This is a genomic window from Gammaproteobacteria bacterium (assembly GCA_037388465.1).
Taxonomy (GTDB): domain Bacteria; phylum Pseudomonadota; class Gammaproteobacteria; order SpSt-1174; family SpSt-1174; genus JARRKE01.
Genome location: JARRKE010000056.1, coordinates 1 through 14,517 on the forward strand (window position 1 = coordinate 1; position 14,517 = coordinate 14,517).

At 65.4% G+C, this 14,517-nt stretch carries 15 protein-coding genes and 1 pseudogene; 9 read left to right on the forward strand and 7 right to left on the reverse strand.

Translation table 11 applies throughout. The annotated features are described in order from the left end of the window. Nucleotides 1-33 precede the first annotated feature (33 nt). Together P8Y64_10455 and P8Y64_10460 are read left to right on the forward strand one after the other, a co-directional pair. Nucleotides 34-744, forward strand: coding sequence for an alpha/beta hydrolase-fold protein (locus P8Y64_10455; GenBank protein MEJ2060889.1), 711 nt, complete (start codon nucleotides 34-36; stop codon nucleotides 742-744). A gap of 3 nt (nucleotides 745-747) precedes the next feature. Next, the gene (locus P8Y64_10460; protein MEJ2060890.1) at nucleotides 748-1,110 is read left to right on the forward strand and encodes a hypothetical protein; all 363 of its coding nucleotides are present in this window, start codon (nucleotides 748-750) and stop codon (nucleotides 1,108-1,110) included. Between the two features lie 14 nt (nucleotides 1,111-1,124). Here the strand turns inward: P8Y64_10460 and argH are convergent. After that, nucleotides 1,125-2,479: pseudogene (gene argH / locus P8Y64_10465) on the reverse strand (argininosuccinate lyase). Between the two features lie 113 nt (nucleotides 2,480-2,592). On the opposite strand from argH, the gene P8Y64_10470 reads away from it, so the two are divergent. The 6 genes from P8Y64_10470 (at nucleotide 2,593) to P8Y64_10495 (ending at nucleotide 8,691) form a co-directional block, all read left to right on the forward strand. Next, the gene (locus P8Y64_10470; protein MEJ2060891.1) at nucleotides 2,593-3,663 is read left to right on the forward strand and encodes a histidine kinase; all 1,071 of its coding nucleotides are present in this window, start codon (nucleotides 2,593-2,595) and stop codon (nucleotides 3,661-3,663) included. Continuing rightward, nucleotides 3,660-4,400 carry a LytTR family DNA-binding domain-containing protein gene (locus tag P8Y64_10475; protein MEJ2060892.1) on the forward strand — a complete coding sequence of 247 codons (741 nt, stop codon included), beginning with the start codon at nucleotides 3,660-3,662 and terminating at the stop codon, nucleotides 4,398-4,400. Before P8Y64_10470 ends, P8Y64_10475 begins: the two co-directional genes overlap by 4 nt. A gap of 66 nt (nucleotides 4,401-4,466) precedes the next feature. Further along, nucleotides 4,467-5,402, forward strand: coding sequence for a hydroxymethylbilane synthase (hemC, locus tag P8Y64_10480; GenBank protein MEJ2060893.1), 936 nt, complete (start codon nucleotides 4,467-4,469; stop codon nucleotides 5,400-5,402). Nucleotides 5,403-5,418: 16 nt separating this feature from the next. Beyond that, complete coding sequence (locus P8Y64_10485) at nucleotides 5,419-6,231, forward strand: uroporphyrinogen-III synthase (protein ID MEJ2060894.1); 813 nt, start codon at nucleotides 5,419-5,421, stop codon at nucleotides 6,229-6,231. Continuing rightward, nucleotides 6,224-7,411 (forward strand): uroporphyrinogen-III C-methyltransferase, encoded by a 1,188-nt coding sequence (locus P8Y64_10490; GenBank protein MEJ2060895.1) that lies wholly within the window; start codon nucleotides 6,224-6,226, stop codon nucleotides 7,409-7,411. The genes P8Y64_10485 and P8Y64_10490 overlap by 8 nt, the downstream gene beginning before the upstream one ends. Next, the gene (locus P8Y64_10495; protein ID MEJ2060896.1) at nucleotides 7,408-8,691 is read left to right on the forward strand and encodes a heme biosynthesis HemY N-terminal domain-containing protein; all 1,284 of its coding nucleotides are present in this window, start codon (nucleotides 7,408-7,410) and stop codon (nucleotides 8,689-8,691) included. Before P8Y64_10490 ends, P8Y64_10495 begins: the two co-directional genes overlap by 4 nt. Nucleotides 8,692-8,718: 27 nt before the next feature. On the opposite strand, the gene P8Y64_10500 is transcribed toward P8Y64_10495, so the two are convergent. After that, nucleotides 8,719-9,756 carry a CDP-6-deoxy-delta-3,4-glucoseen reductase gene (locus P8Y64_10500; GenBank protein ID MEJ2060897.1) on the reverse strand — a complete coding sequence of 346 codons (1,038 nt, stop codon included), beginning with the start codon at nucleotides 9,754-9,756 and terminating at the stop codon, nucleotides 8,719-8,721. A gap of 98 nt (nucleotides 9,757-9,854) precedes the next feature. Here P8Y64_10500 and P8Y64_10505 point away from each other — a divergent pair, with 98 nt between their 5' ends. Next, nucleotides 9,855-10,745, forward strand: a complete 891-nt coding sequence (locus P8Y64_10505; protein MEJ2060898.1) for an SDR family oxidoreductase — start codon at nucleotides 9,855-9,857, stop codon at nucleotides 10,743-10,745. Here the strand turns inward: P8Y64_10505 and P8Y64_10510 are convergent. The 5 genes from P8Y64_10510 to P8Y64_10530 all read right to left on the reverse strand — a co-directional run. Further along, nucleotides 10,733-11,110 carry an FHA domain-containing protein gene (locus P8Y64_10510; protein MEJ2060899.1) on the reverse strand — a complete coding sequence of 126 codons (378 nt, stop codon included), beginning with the start codon at nucleotides 11,108-11,110 and terminating at the stop codon, nucleotides 10,733-10,735. The two genes, P8Y64_10505 and P8Y64_10510, sit on opposite strands and share 13 nt — an antisense overlap. Nucleotides 11,111-11,139: 29 nt before the next feature. After that, nucleotides 11,140-11,775 carry an AAA family ATPase gene (locus P8Y64_10515; protein MEJ2060900.1) on the reverse strand — a complete coding sequence of 212 codons (636 nt, stop codon included), beginning with the start codon at nucleotides 11,773-11,775 and terminating at the stop codon, nucleotides 11,140-11,142. 50 nt (nucleotides 11,776-11,825) lie between these two features. After that, nucleotides 11,826-13,292: a 4-hydroxy-3-polyprenylbenzoate decarboxylase gene (gene ubiD, locus P8Y64_10520; protein ID MEJ2060901.1), complete on the reverse strand. Its 1,467-nt coding sequence runs from the start codon at nucleotides 13,290-13,292 to the stop codon at nucleotides 11,826-11,828. Nucleotides 13,293-13,305: 13 nt separating this feature from the next. Further along, entirely contained in the window at nucleotides 13,306-14,085 is a 780-nt protein-coding gene (gene xth, locus P8Y64_10525) for an exodeoxyribonuclease III (protein ID MEJ2060902.1), read from the reverse strand. A 21-nt stretch (nucleotides 14,086-14,106) separates the two neighbouring features. Beyond that, the coding region (locus P8Y64_10530; protein MEJ2060903.1) for a hypothetical protein at nucleotides 14,107-14,517 on the reverse strand (411 nt) is incomplete at its 5' end.

Sequence of the window (14,517 nt, forward strand, 5' to 3'; positions counted from 1 at the left end):
CTCACCGCCACCCGGCGCGGATATAATCCGCCCATGGACCCGAACACCCCACCCGTCGTCATCGACACCGGCCCGGCGCCGGATGCGAGCGTGATCTGGCTGCACGGACTGGGCGCCGACGGCCACGACTTCGAGCCGGTCATCCCCGAGCTTGGTCTGCCCGCCGGGCTGCATGTGCGTTTCGTATTCCCGCACGCCCCCGTACGCCCGGTCACCATCAACGGCGGCATGGCCATGCGGGCCTGGTTCGATTATCGAAGCCTGGACTTCGGCAGCGGAGAGGCCGTCGAACAGATCCTCGAATCCACCGAACAGGTCAAAACACTCATCGAAGTCGAGCGGGACCGCGGCATACCGCCTGCGCGCATTCTGCTGGCCGGTTTTTCCCAGGGCGGGGTGGTCGCGCTGGCCGCCGCCCTGCGCTGGCCGGAACGCATCGGGGGCGTCGTCGCCCTGTCCTGTTATCTGCCGCGCAACCCGGAACTACTCGCGCATATGCGGGCAGAGGGCGCTGCCCCGCCCGTGTTTCAGGCCCACGGACGGGAGGACCCGCTGATCCCCGTGCAAATCGGTGAAGATACCGCCAGATGGCTTGAAGAACGAACCAAATCCATCCAGTTCAAAACATATCCCGTCGCGCACGGCGTGTGCCTGGAGGAACTGCGCGACATCGGCGCCTGGCTGGCAGCGCGGTTCGGCGACGAACACGCCGCTGGCATTCAAACCAGCGTTGGCTATGATTGATTTATGCCCGATCTCGATACCCCGTCCGCCCGCAGCCCCCGCCTGAGCGCGGGACTGCATCCCGGCGAACCGCTGTACAAGCGTGCCCCGACCCGCGACGAGCACGGCCGCCCGTTGAGCGACTTCATGATGATCATCCCCAAGCTGTGCAAGCGCCCGCAGGATTACATCCAGCAGACGCTGCGCGAGATCGAGGCCGTGCTGCGCTACTACCAGAACGTGGTGGTATTCGCGGACATGAACCTGAAGCTGAATACGCTCTGGGTGACGGTCCGGCCGGTGCCCGGCATCTGCCTGGAGCTGGCCGCCGCCGTGAAGGTACGGGTGCCGGAGGCGCTGCTGGTCGCCCAGAAACAGGAATACTAGAAGACGCCGTCCGCCTATTCGGCCAGTTCCGCCAGCACCTCGGCCGCCTGCAGACGCACCTGCGCCGGGGCGGTACCGCCCAGCAGGTTCCGCGCCGCCACCGAGCCATCCAGGGTCAGCACCTCGAACACGTCCGCTTCGATGGCCGCGCTGAATCCCCGCAGTTCGTCCAGCCCCATCTCGGCCAGATCGCGGCCGCTGCGCACCCCTTCCGCCACCGCCTTGCCGACGACCTCGTGGGCGTCGCGGAAAGGCACGCCCTTGCGCACGCCGACCGGCGCATGGCCTCGCGGTTCACCTGCAGCGCGGGAATCATGTCCGCGAACGCGCGCAGGCTGCCTTCCAGGGTATCCACCGTGTCGAACAGGGGTTCCTTGTCTTCCTGATTGTCCTTGTTATAGGCAAGCGGCTGGCTCTTCATCAGGGTCAGCAGGCTCATGAGATGACCGTAGGTTCGTCAGGTATTGCCGCGCATCAGTTAGGGCACGTCCTGATATTTTGTCTGCGGCATGACGCTGTACCCGGTGCAGAACCGGTCCGGCAGTTCGACAAAGCCGAACTGGGCCGACGACCAGAGCACCATCTCCTCGGCAAAGCGTGACAGGTGCATCATGATCAGGCTGCCGCAGGCGCAGAATTCGATGGCGAAGTCACGGTCGCTGACCGCATCCAGCGAGTTGCAGCTCACCCGATCGAAACCGAGCAGTTCGGCGGTATAGGCCCGGTCCAGCGGATAGCTGGTGCCGGCCAGCGCGGCCGAGCCCAGCGGCATCGTGTTCACGCGCTTGCGGCAGTCGGCCAGCCGTTCGGCGTCGCGCCTGAGCATTTCCTGCCAGGCGAGCAGGTGATGCCCGAAGGTCACGGGCTGGGCGACCTGCAGGTGGGTGAAGCCCGGCATGATGGTGTCGGCCTCGCGCTCGGCCAGTTCGGCCAGCGCCATGCGCGCGCGGCGCAGCTCGCCCTGCAGGTGATCGATGACGTCGCGCAGATACAGGCGGATGTCGGTGGCCACCTGGTCGTTGCGCGAACGGCCGGTGTGCAGCTTCTTGCCGGCGGCGCCGATGCGGTCGGTGAGGCGTGCCTCGATGTTCATGTGCACGTCTTCCAGCGCCACGGACCACTCGAAGCCACCGGTCTCGATCTCGACCTCGATCTCGTCCAGCCCCTTCAGTATCTGCCGGCACTCGTCCTCGGTCAGCACCCCGACGCGGGCCAGCATGCGCGCATGGGCACGCGAACCGGCCAGATCGTATCGATACAGGCGCTGGTCGAAACCCACCGAGGCGGTAAAGGCTTCGACGAAGGCGTCGGTGGATTCCGTAAAGCGGCCGCCCCAGGGCTTGCCGCCGTTTTGTGCTTGATCGCTCATGATAGGCACACCGTTTTCGGTCGCGGCGCAGTATATCATCGGGGCACCGGTCCGAGCCGGCTTGGGGATGTTCCCCGAGTTGCTTAAACTCTGTCCATCACGGAGCCGCGCACATGCCGCAGGAACCCGACAACAACATAACGGGGCAAGACGACAGCCAGGAGTGTTTCCTGCCGGATTTCTGCAATCCGCAGGTCATCCTGGTGGTCATTCTGATCGCCGAACTGCTGGCCATCATCATGCTGCTGGCCAGCGTGCGGTTTCGCCACGACCTGTGGACGGACTTCGCGCTGATCTCCCTGTTCGTGCAGTGGATCGCGCTCGGCACCACCGCCATGCTCTGTTACCTGCGGCGCTGGCTGGCGCGCCTCGAGACGCGCGAATCCGCTCTCGCCGCTTTCGCCATCTCGCTGCTCATCACCCTGATCTTTTCCGCCCTGGCCACCTGGCTGGTGCGCGACCACAGCAGTGGCTACGCGATCGCCGGCTTCTGGGAACCGCATTTTCTGTTGCGCAACATGCTCATCAGCGCCATCGTTTCGGCCGTCGCGTTCCGCTATTTCTACGTGCAGTATCAGTGGAAAAGCCATGTACGCGCCCAGGCGCGCGCGCGCCTGCAGGCCCTGCAGGCGCGTATTCGTCCGCATTTTTTGTTCAACAGTCTCAACTCCATCGCCAGCCTGACACGCACCGCGCCCGAACAGGCCGAACAGGCCGTGCTGGACCTGGCCGACGTGTTTCGCGCCACGCTGGACCAGCGCGAATACATCCCGCTCGACGAAGAGCTGGCGATCACCCGCCAGTATCTCGAAATCGAGGCCCTGCGCCTGGGCGACAACCTGCGGGTGGACTGGGTCGTGGACGACAACCTGCCCCGCAACGAGACCATCCCCGCCCTGATCATCCAGCCGCTGGTGGAGAATGCGATTTATCACGGCGTGCAGCCCCTGCCGCAGGGCGGTACGATCCACATTGGCATTCAACACGAGGGCGAGACCCTGGTGGTCAAGATTCGCAACCCCGTCCCCGAAACCGCCGCGCCGCATCGCGGCAACCGCCTGGCGCTGGACAACATCCGCCAGCGGCTGAAGCTGGCTTATGGTGAGGCCAGCCGCTTCGCAGTGCACGCCGGGGATGACTATTTCGAGGTCTGTTTCCACATTCCGCTCGGCCACACGGCATGAAGGTTCTGATCGTCGACGACGAGCAGCTCGCGCGCGACCGGCTGCGCGCCCTGGTCAACGAACTGGGCGGTTACGAGGTCTGCGCGACCGCCGCCAACGGCATCGAGGCGTTGCGCCAGGCCGAGACGACCCACCCCGACGTGGTGCTGATGGACATCCGCATGCCGGGCATGGACGGCATCGAGGCCGCACGTCACCTCACCGAGCTCGAGGCACCGCCCGCGCTGATCTTCACCACCGCCTACAGCCAGCATGCCCTCGAGGCCTTCGAGACCCACGCCACCGGCTATCTGCTCAAACCGATTCGCAAGGCCGCCCTGGAAGAGGCCCTGGGCAAGGCGGCGCGCCTGACCCGCGCCCAGCTCTCCAGCCTGTCCCACGAGGATATCGAGGACACGCCCGGCGCACGCACCCATATCTGCGCCCGGTTGCGCGGCCGCCTGGAACTGGTGCCCATCGAGGACATCCTCTATTTCCAGGCCGACCAGAAATACGTGACGGTGCGCCACACCGGCGGTGAGGTGATCATCGAGGACTCGCTGCGCGCCCTGGAAGAGGAGTTCGGTGACCACTTCCTGCGCATCCATCGCAACGCACTGGTCGGCATACGCTGGGTCGCGGGCATGGAAAAAGGCCCCAACGGCGGCCTGCTGCTCACCTTGCGCAATGACCCCACCCGCCTGGAAATCAGCCGCCGTCACGCCCCTGCCGTACGGCGCTACCTGAAGACACATTAGACAGGGCAATTTGTTGTCCCGCCACCCTTTGGCGTAAAGTTTGCCCCTTTTCCGCAGTCCTGACCCATGCCGAACGCTCCGCTCCGTATCGCCACCCGAAAAAGCCCCCTGGCCCTGTGGCAGGCCGAACATGTCGCCGCCAGCCTGCGTGCGCTGCATCCGGGGCTGGAGGTGGAACTCGTGGGCATGACCACACGCGGCGACCAGGTACTGGACAGCCCCCTGGCCCGCATCGGCGGCAAGGGCCTGTTCGTCAAGGAGCTGGAGCAGGGCATGCTGCGCGGCGACGCCGACATCGCCGTACATTCGATGAAGGACGTCCCCATGGCCTTTCCGGAAGGCCTGCACCTGCCGGTCATCATGGAACGCGAGGACCCGCGCGACGCCTTCGTATCCAACCGCTACGCCCACCCCGACGAGCTGCCCGACGGTGCGCGCATCGGCACCTCCAGCCTGCGCCGCGCCCTGCAGCTGCGGGCGCGTTATCTGCAATTGCAAGTGCTGGACCTGCGCGGCAACGTCAACACCCGGCTGCGCAAGCTGGACGAAGGCGAATACGACGCGGTGATTCTGGCCGCCGCGGGACTCAAGCGCCTCGGCTTCGCCGAGCGGATCACGGCCCTGCTGTCGCCCGAGGAATCCCTGCCGGCCATCGGCCAGGGGGCCATCGGCATCGAGGCGCGCAGCGGCGATGCGCGCATCCTGGATCTCATCGCGCCGCTCGACCACGCGGACACGCACTGCCGCCTGCAGGCCGAACGCGCGTTCAACGAACGGCTCAACGGCGGCTGCCAGGTTCCCATTGCCGGCTATGCTGAACTCGACGGCGGCGAACTGCGGATGCGCGGACTGATCGGCTATCCTGACGGCAGCCACGTGTACCGGGATGACATCGCCGGCCCCGCCGGCGAGGCCGAGGCGCTGGGCCGGCGCCTCGCCGAATCCCTGATAGATCAGGGGGCGGAGCGTATCCTGGAGACCTTGGGGCTGGCGCATGAGTGAACATTCGGGAACGTACATGAAAGAACAAGCCCAGGACACGATCCAGCCGCTGGCGGGGCTCAGCGTCCTAGTCACCCGCCCGGCCCATCAGGCCGACCCCTTTTGCGCCATGATCGAGGCGGCCGGCGGCCGGGCCGTCCGGTTTCCCGTCGTCGAGATCGCCGAACTCGAGGACGCGCGTCCCCTGCTGGCCCAGATCGAGCGTCTGGATGAATTCGACATCGCAGTGTTCATCAGTCCCAACGCCGTGGCCAAGGCGATGAACCTGATCCACGCGCAGCGAACGCTGCCGCCCTCCCTCAAACTGGCCGCCATCGGACGCAAATCTGCCCTGGCCCTGGAGCAGCACGGGCGCGGGCCGGACATCCAGCCCGAACGCCGTTTCGACAGCGAGGCCCTGCTGGCCCTGCCGGAGATGCAGGACGTGCGCGGCAAACGTATCATTATCTTTCGTGGGGGCGGTGGCCGGGAGGTCCTGGGTGATACCCTGAAGGCGCGCGGCGCCGAGGTGGAGTACGCCGAGGCCTATCGCCGGCACCGGCCCGAGGCCGATACCGGCAAGATCCTTTACCACTGGTCGCGCGGTGAAATCGACATCATTACCGTCACCAGTGCCGAGGGGCTGCGCAACCTGTTCGACATGGTCGGCAAGCTGGGTCAGATGTGGCTGCGCAAGACGCCCCTGCTGCTCGGCAGCGAGCGGCAGGTCGAAACCGCGCGCCAGCTGGGATACAAGCTGCCGCCCGTGGTCGCCGAAGACCCCAGCGACGAAGCCATGCTCAAAGCCCTCGAAAAATGGGCCGCGGAGCGGAGAACCGCCGATGACTGACAAGCCGACAAGCGCCCCGACCGACCAGCCCAAGGGCGGTAAGCAAACGAAGACGGTCACGTCGAACCAGCCGGAGAGCGCCAAGCCCGAACCGGCCAAGCAGGCGCCCGGCGCCAAAGGCGACACCACACCCCCGCCGTCCGCCGAAAGCCCGAAGCGCGAAACCTCGACGCCCAAGGCCCGGGGCGGCAAGGGCCTGCGGCTTGCACTGTGGTTCAACCTGCTGCTGGTGGTGTTGCTCGCCGCCGGCGGGGCCGGCGGCTACTGGCTGTGGCAGAACTACACCCAACAGTTCGCCGCCCAGCAGCAGGCGCTCGCCGCTCTCCAGCAGCGCGTCGACGCGCCGGACGGTCTCGCCGCCGTAGCGACCCTGAGCGAGCGTCTCGACACTCTCGCAAAGCAAAGCACCGCCACCCAGGCCGAGCTCAAGACGCTCGCCGGGAACCTGTCCAAGCTTTCCAAACTGGCCGGTCGCGACCAGCGTGCCTGGACCCTGGCCGAAGTCGAATATCTGCTGCGTGTCGCCAGCCGGACGCTGCAGATTACCGGCAACGTGCACGCCGCCTCGGCGGCGCTCAAGGCGGCCGACGATGCCTTGTTCCGCCTGTCCGATCCCAAACTGATTCCGGTACGCCGCACCATCGCCGGCGACCTCGCACAACTGCAGAGCTACACGCCGCCCGATCTGGTCGGCACCGTGCTCAAGCTCGATGCCCTAAACGCCCGACTCAAACCGCTGCCGGTCCTTGCCGCCGAGCCCCCCGCCGCCGCACAACATGCGGCCGCCGGCGCCGGTCAGGAGGCGCCGTCCCCGTCGCTGAGCGGCTTTTTCAAAACCGCCTGGGACAAGATCCGTCAGCGCGTCGATATCCAGCATTACGAGAATCCCCTCAAGGGACTGCCGAGCCCGGCAACCGAGCAGCGTTGGCTGGAAACCCTGCGCCTGCACCTCGACACGGCCCGCCGCGCGGCCCTGCAGCAGGACCAGACCGCCTATCGCAAGGCGCTGGCCGGCGCCGTCGACTGGATGCAGACTCATTACCGGGCCGACGCGGCCGCACCGCTGATCGCGGAACTCAAGCAACTGCAGCAGGTGGACCTCAATCCCCGGGTGCCCGACATCACCGACGCATTGCAACAGCTTAAGCGCCTGCTGGCGCAGGAGGCGGCCGGCTCATGAAACGCCTGCTAATTGCTCTGCTGATCCTGCTGGTCAGCGCCGCGGCCACGGCCTGGCTGCTGAACACGCCCGGCTACGTGATGCTCGCGGTCGGCAAGACCACGGTGGAGCTGCGCCTGTTCGACGCCGTCCTGTTCGCCCTGGCCGGCCTGGGCCTGTTCTATCTGCTGGTGCGCTTCGTCATCCGCGCCTGGCTGCTGCCCCGCGATCTGCTGCGCCTGCGCCGGCACCGCCAGGCGGACGCCGCGCGCAACGCCCTGGTCCGGGGTCTGATCGACCTCGCCGAAGGCCGCTGGCAGCGCGCCGAGCGCCAGCTGCGCCGCTCGGCGGAAAAAAGCGACACCCCGCTGCTTAACTACCTCGCCGCCGCCCGCGCCGCACAGATGTTGGAGGCCTATGACCGGCGCGACGAGTACCTGCGCAAGGCGATCGAAAGCGACCGGCGGGCCGATATCGCCGTCGGCCTGGCTCAGGCCGAACTGCAGCTGGCCACCAATCAGTACCTGCAGGCCCAGGCCACGTTGAAGCATCTGCGCGAACTGGCGCCCGACCACACCTACGTGCTGAAACTGCTGGCCAAACTGCATCACCGGCTGCACGACTGGGGCCCGCTGCTGGAACTGCTCCCGGCCCTGCGGCGTGCCAAGGCCTTTTCCGAAACGGACCAGGCCGCACTGGAGGCCGAAGCCCTCGCCGGACACATGGACGAACTGGTGCAGAAAAAGAACCTGGCGGGCCTCGAGGCCGTCTGGAAAAAACTGCCGCGCAAGAGCCAGGAGCACGCCACCGCCGTGGCGGTCTACGCCCGCGCCCTGCTCAAGGTCGACGGCAACGAGCAGGCCGAGACGCTGCTCAAGGCGGCACTGCAGCGGGCCTGGGACGAGGAACTGGTGACGCTTTACGGCCAGATCGACTTCCCCGATCCGGCCCGCGCCCTGGATACAGCCGAGGGCTGGCTGGAGCAACATGCACGCGACCCCGCCCTGCTACTTGCCCTGGGCCAGATCTGCCTGGCAGCCAAGCTGTGGGGCAAGGCGCGCGGCTACCTGGAATCCTCGCTGCAGCTCAAGGCGCGCCCCGAGGTATACCTGCTGCTCGGCCGCCTGCTGGAACGCCAGATGAAGGAGATCGACCTGGCGAGGGAGTGCTACTCGAAAGGCCTCAGGCTGGCGGTGGAAGGCATCGCCGAGCCGCTCACAGGCCGCCGCGCGCGCTCGATGTTCGCCACCCAGAACCGTCCCCTGACGGACGAGGACCTCGACCAGCTGATCTCTGCCTGATTCAGTGCGAGGTTCACACCTCGGGCGTCAGGCTTTCTGCATGGCCTGCTGCGCATCCGCGCTGTAGTCGAAGGAATCGAAGAACAAGGCGTCCTCGGCCAGCCCCGCTGTCAGGAAGGCCGCCTTGCCCGCCTGGATCATCGGCGGCGGCCCGCTCATATAGGCCTCGAAGGCCGACAGGTCCGGATGGTCCGCCAGCACGGCCTCGTGCACCCAGCCCTTGCGGCCTTGCCAGGCGGCATCGTCTTCCGACGCGGACAGTACAGGCGTATAGGTGAAGTTGTCGTGAGCCGCGGCCCAGCCGCGCACTTCCTCGTCGAGATACAGGTCTTCACGCCCCCGCACGCCCCAATACAGGTGAAACGGCCGTTGCATGTCCGCCGCGAAGGCATGCATCAGGATGCTGCGCATCGGCGCAAGCCCCGTTCCGCCGGCGACCAGGATCGCCGGACGGTCGGAATCCTCCCGCAAAAAGAAGGTGCCCAGCGGGCCCTCGATACGCAGCAGCGCCTTTTCCTTCATTTCGTTGAAGACGAAATCCGTGAAGTGGCCGCCCGGCACGTGGCGCAGATGCAGTACCAGGTGTTCGTCCTCGTGAGGGGCGTTGGCCAGGGAAAAACTGCGCCGCCGGCCGTCCTTGAGCAGGATGTCGATGTACTGCCCAGCCAGGAACTGCAAGCGCTCGGTGGCCGGCAGCTTGAGCTTCATGATCATCACATCCTGGTTGGCCCGTTCCAGGCCGACCACCCTGACCGGCAGGGTCTTGATCACGATGTCCTTGGCGGCCCCGACCTCCTTGACCTCGATTTCCAGGTCGGTGAGCGGCATGGCCTGACACAACAGGGCCCGGCCCGCCGCCGCATCCGCCTCGGTCAGGGCCGGCGGATTTTGCCCGCCGTAGTCGACCTCACCTTCGAGCAGGCCGGCCATGCACGAACCGCAGGCGCCGTTGCGGCAACCGTACGGCAGGGAAAACCCCTGGCGCAGTGCCGCGTCAAGAACGGTTTCATCGTCCTCGCAGTCGAACTGGTGACCGCTGGGTTGAATGGTGATGGTGAAACTCATGTCGGGAATTTTTCCTCTGCCGATGCCGCGGGCGAGCCTATACTACTGAAGGCGCAAAAGTCCGGCATTTTCGCCTATTTCATAGAGGAGAAAAACCGATGCAGGATGTGTTCATTGTCGGTTGCGGAGACATCGGTCTGCGCGTAGGGAAATCCCTGCTGGAATCCGGCAAGCCGGCGCGCGGACTGGTGCGTCATCCCACCTCTGTGCAGCGGCTCAACGATCACGGCCTGCAGGCCGTGGCCGCCGACCTGGATGGTCAGCTCGAAGGCGATGCCCTGCCGGAACCGGATGCATTGGTCTATTACTTTGCCCCGCCGCCGGCCTGCGGGACGACCGATTCACGCCTTACCAATTTTCTGCATGCGGTCCATGATCAAAAACCGGCCCGTATCGTGTACATCAGCACATCCGGTGTCTACGGCGACTGTGCAGGCGCCTGGGTCGACGAGGATCATCCCGTCCATCCGCGCACCGACCGGTCCAAGCGCCGGCTCGACGCGGAACGGCAACTCCTGCGGGCCATGGAGCAGGACGGGATCGAGGTGGTCATCCTGCGGGTGGCGGGGATCTACGGCCCCGGGCGCCTGCCGCTGGATCGCCTGCGCGCCCATACGCCGGTGATCTGCCCCGATGAGGCGCCCTACAGCAACCGGATCCACGCCGAGGATCTGGCCGCCGTCTGTCTGGCCGCCGCCGAAAGGGGTGTTCCCGGGCGTATCTACAACGTCGCCGACGGCCACCCTTCGACCATGACGGATTTCTTCTACCGCCTCGCCGACCTGAGCGGCCTCAAGCGGCCGCCTTGCGTACCGATGTCGCTCGCCACCGAACGCCTCAGTCCGACCATCCTGTCCTACCTGCATGAATCGCGGCGCCTGCGCACCGAACGCCTGCTGCAGGATCTGGGCATCCAGCTACGCTATCCCACCCTCGAACAAGGGCTGGCCGCCGCCCTGGCCGAGGAATATTCGACTCAGCGCGTGTAGAACACGCCGGGTATCCAGCTTTTTTTCAAGCGCCGGGTCTTTTCGAATTCCGGCGTCCCGTCGTCGAAAAACTTGAAGCTGTGCAGCCCGATTCGGATCAGGTCGTTGTGATTGAGTTTGGCGCGTGAAATCGGCGCGCCGTTGACGAAGGTCGAGTTGGTGCTGTCCTCGTCGCGGATGTGATAGATATAACCGCCCTGTCCCTCGGGCGCACGCTGCATTTCGATAACGGCGTGGTGTGCACTCACCAGTTCGTCGTCGATCTGCAGATCGTTTTCCGGCAAGCGACCGATCCTGAATGTCCCCTGCTCGAGCGGAAATTTGGCTATCGCGACGTTGTCCTTGATCAGGGCCAGCAGGGCCATGTCCTCTCCTCTTCAGAATGATTGGCTGGTCAGGGTTGGCTGCGCTTGCTCTTGACCCACTTCACCAACGGTTCCCATTGCTGGCGATCGATATCGGTCGCATGGGGCGCAAATTCGTGAATGCCCAGTCCGCGCTCCGCGGCGCGAATGTAATTCATGTTGTCGCGCAAATGGGTCACTACGGGAATCTTCATCTTTTTCAGGAACGATTCCAGCTCATGATAGATATTGGTGAATTCGCGTACCCGGTTCGCCACCAGTGCGATCTTCACTTCCTTGCGGTCGACACGGCTGTTTTTCCTGACCTCGGCGACGAAGTCCGAGGCGGCGCGCATGTCGATTGGCGATGGCAGCACCGGGATCAATACGGTCTCCACCTTGCGCAGCAGGGTGCCGAGGTCGCGTCCGTGTACCGCCGCCGGCGCGTCGTAGATCACCACGTCGGTGTTGCGGCCCGGTCGCACCCCTTCCCGGCTCGCGGCCACGCCGCGAATCCGCGGACGGGCGGGCGAACGCGCGGCCAGCCACGCCAGGCTCGACCCCTGCGGATCCAGGTCCGCGAGAATGACCTCCTGGCCCATGGATGCGAACCATGCGGCGAGATTGGTCGCGATCGTCGTCTTCCCTGAACCACCCTTGGCGTTGAGCACCATAATGTGTCGCATGCCTGCCCCTCCTCTCGATGAGTTTCGTTTGAAGGCCCGGCTGGGCAGCCCTAGTCTATACCGAGCGACTCCCACATCTCATCCACGCGCTGTTTCACGGCCTCGTCCATCACGATCGGCCGACCCCACTCGCGCGTGGTTTCACCGGGCCACTTGTTGGTGGCATCGAACCCGATCTTGGAGCCCAGCCCCGATACCGGCGAGGCGAAATCGAGGTAGTCGATGGGCGTGTTTTCGATCATGACGGTATCGCGCGCCGGGTCCATGCGCGTGGTCATCGCCCAGATCACGTCGCGCCACTCCCGTGCATCCACATCATCGTCGACCACGATGACGAATTTGGTATACATGAACTGGCGCAGAAACGACCACACGCCCATCATCACCCGCTTGGCGTGACCGGCGTACTGTTTTTTCATGCTGACCACCGCCATCCGATACGAGCATCCTTCCGGCGGCAGATAAAAGTCGGTGATCTCCGGGAACTGCTTTTGCAGAATGGGCACGAACACCTCGTTCAGCGCCACGCCGAGGATGGCCGGTTCGTCGGGTGGCCGGCCGGTATAGGTGGAGTGGTAAATCGGCTGTCTGCGGTGGGTGATACGCTCGATGGTGAACACCGGGAACCGGTCGACCTCGTTGTAGTAACCGGTGTGGTCGCCGAACGGACCCTCCGGCGCCTCGTCACCGGGCACGATGTGGCCTTCCAGCACGAACTCCGCGCTGGCGGGTACCTGCAGGTCGGAACCCTTGCATTTGACCAGTTCGGTACGCGCGCCGCGCAGCAGCCCGGCAAAGGCGTGCTCCGACAGACTGTCGGGTACCGGCGTGACGGCGCCGAGGATGGTGGCCGGGTCCGCACCCAGCGCCACGGCGACGGGAAACGGTTCGCCGGGGTGCGTCTCCTGCCAGTCGCGAAAATCCAGCGCCCCGCCCCGGTGCGCCAGCCAGCGCATGATGACGCGGTTGCGGCCGATCACCTGCTGGCGGTAAATGCCCATGTTCTGGCGCGGCTTGTGCGGCCCGCGCGTCACCACCAGACCCCAGGTGATCAACGGTCCGGCATCGCCGGGCCAGCAGGTCTGGATCGGCAGGCGGCCGAGATCCACTGCCTCGCCCTCGAGCACCACTTCCTGGCAGGGCGCGCTGCGCACCGTCTTCGGCGCCATGTCCAGCACCTTCTTGAAGACGGGCAGGCTTTTCCAGGCCTCCTTGAGGCCGCGCGGCGGGTCCGGCTCCTTGAGATAGGCCAGCAGCTTGCCCACCTCGCGCAGGGCCTCCACCGAGTCCTCGCCCATGCCCATGGCGACGCGTTTGGGCGTGCCGAACAGATTGGCGAGGACCGGAATGTCCGATCCCTTGGGGTTCTCGAACAACAGGGCCGGGCCGCCGGCGCGCAGGGTACGGTCGCAGATCTCCGTCATTTCCAGGTTCGGATCGACCTCGGTCGTAATGCGCTTGAGTTCGCCGGCCTTTTCCAGCTGGGCCATGAAATCGCGCAGGTCGGCGTATTTCACGAGTGGTCCTTCCTCATGCCGCCGCTGCCAGGCCGAATTCGGCCACCACGGGGGCATGATCCGACGGCCGTTCCAGACGCCGCGGCGCGACATCGATCATGCTGGCAGTGCACGATTCGGCCATGGCCAGGCTGGCGAGAATCAGGTCGATGCGCAGGCCGCGGTTGCGGCGAAAACCCGCCGCCCGGTAGTCCCACCACGAAAACAGGTTCTCCTCCTGCTCAAAGCGGCGGAAACTGTCCTCGAACCCCAGGGCCAGCAGACGCTGCAACGCTTCGCGTTCCGGCGTGCTGCACAAAATGCGTTCGTGCCAGGCTTCGGGATCGTGCACGTCGCGATCGTCCGGCGCGATGTTGAAGTCGCCCAGAATGACGTAGTTCGGATACGCCTTCATGTCCTGTTCCACATAGCGGGTCACCTTGTCCAGCCAATCCAGCTTGTAGGCGTATTTGTCGCTGCCGACCTCCTGGCCGTTCACCACGTAAAGGTTGAGCACCCGCACATCGCCTACGGTACCGGCCAGGATGCGCCGCTGATGATCGTCCAGGTCCGGAACATCGGTTACCACGTCGGCGATGGCCGTGCGCGCCAACAGGGCAACCCCGTTATAGGTTTTCTGACCGCTGTAGACCACTTCGTAGCCGGCGGCGCGGATCTCTTCCGCCGGGAACTGATCGTCCGGCAGCTTGGTTTCCTGCAGTGCCAGCACATCGGGTTCGGCCTGCGCCAGCCAGTCGAGCACCTGGGGCAATCTCACGCGCAGGGAATTGACGTTCCAACTCGCAATCTTCATCAGGGATTGTTCTTTTTGAATTCAGAGTTTCATGCCGTGATAGCGGCGCCGCAGACGTCGCTGGAGCAGCGCGTAGCCGATCGCCACGCCGACGCCGATCATCGCCGCCCCGAACAGGACCAGCCAGCCCATCTGCGCCAAGCCGTGCACCGGCAGCGCACTCCGGTCTGCCGCCTCTTCATGTTCGGCGACCGGCGCCGAATTTTCGGCCGCGGCGGCGTTCAGGCGCTCGATCTCGGCCCGCGCCTGCACCAGTGCCGCTTTGACGGACTGGATTTCCGCATCGCGTTTGGCGAGTTCGTCCTTGGTCGCGGCGGAGGCCTGGCGATTCTGCTTGGCCTGCGCCAGCAGACCCTGGAGATCCTTGAGCTCGTTCTTCAGTTGGCCGATCTGTTTTTGCGCACCGGCCAATTGCGTCTTCGCCGGTTCCTC

What these genes read in the sequence shown, in the direction of transcription:
- P8Y64_10455 (MEJ2060889.1), top strand. Translation starts at nt 34, where the DNA reads ATGGACCCGAACACCCCACCCGTCGTCATCGACACCGGCCCGGCGCCG.
- P8Y64_10460 (MEJ2060890.1), top strand. Translation starts at nt 748, where the DNA reads ATGCCCGATCTCGATACCCCGTCCGCCCGCAGCCCCCGCCTGAGCGCG.
- P8Y64_10470 (MEJ2060891.1), top strand. Translation starts at nt 2,593, where the DNA reads ATGCCGCAGGAACCCGACAACAACATAACGGGGCAAGACGACAGCCAG.
- P8Y64_10475 (MEJ2060892.1), top strand. Translation starts at nt 3,660, where the DNA reads ATGAAGGTTCTGATCGTCGACGACGAGCAGCTCGCGCGCGACCGGCTG.
- hemC (MEJ2060893.1), top strand. Translation starts at nt 4,467, where the DNA reads ATGCCGAACGCTCCGCTCCGTATCGCCACCCGAAAAAGCCCCCTGGCC.
- P8Y64_10485 (MEJ2060894.1), top strand. Translation starts at nt 5,419, where the DNA reads ATGAAAGAACAAGCCCAGGACACGATCCAGCCGCTGGCGGGGCTCAGC.
- P8Y64_10490 (MEJ2060895.1), top strand. Translation starts at nt 6,224, where the DNA reads ATGACTGACAAGCCGACAAGCGCCCCGACCGACCAGCCCAAGGGCGGT.
- P8Y64_10495 (MEJ2060896.1), top strand. Translation starts at nt 7,408, where the DNA reads ATGAAACGCCTGCTAATTGCTCTGCTGATCCTGCTGGTCAGCGCCGCG.
- P8Y64_10500 (MEJ2060897.1), bottom strand. Translation starts at nt 9,756, where the DNA reads ATGAGTTTCACCATCACCATTCAACCCAGCGGTCACCAGTTCGACTGC.
- P8Y64_10505 (MEJ2060898.1), top strand. Translation starts at nt 9,855, where the DNA reads ATGCAGGATGTGTTCATTGTCGGTTGCGGAGACATCGGTCTGCGCGTA.
- P8Y64_10510 (MEJ2060899.1), bottom strand. Translation starts at nt 11,110, where the DNA reads ATGGCCCTGCTGGCCCTGATCAAGGACAACGTCGCGATAGCCAAATTT.
- P8Y64_10515 (MEJ2060900.1), bottom strand. Translation starts at nt 11,775, where the DNA reads ATGCGACACATTATGGTGCTCAACGCCAAGGGTGGTTCAGGGAAGACG.
- xth (MEJ2060902.1), bottom strand. Translation starts at nt 14,085, where the DNA reads ATGAAGATTGCGAGTTGGAACGTCAATTCCCTGCGCGTGAGATTGCCC.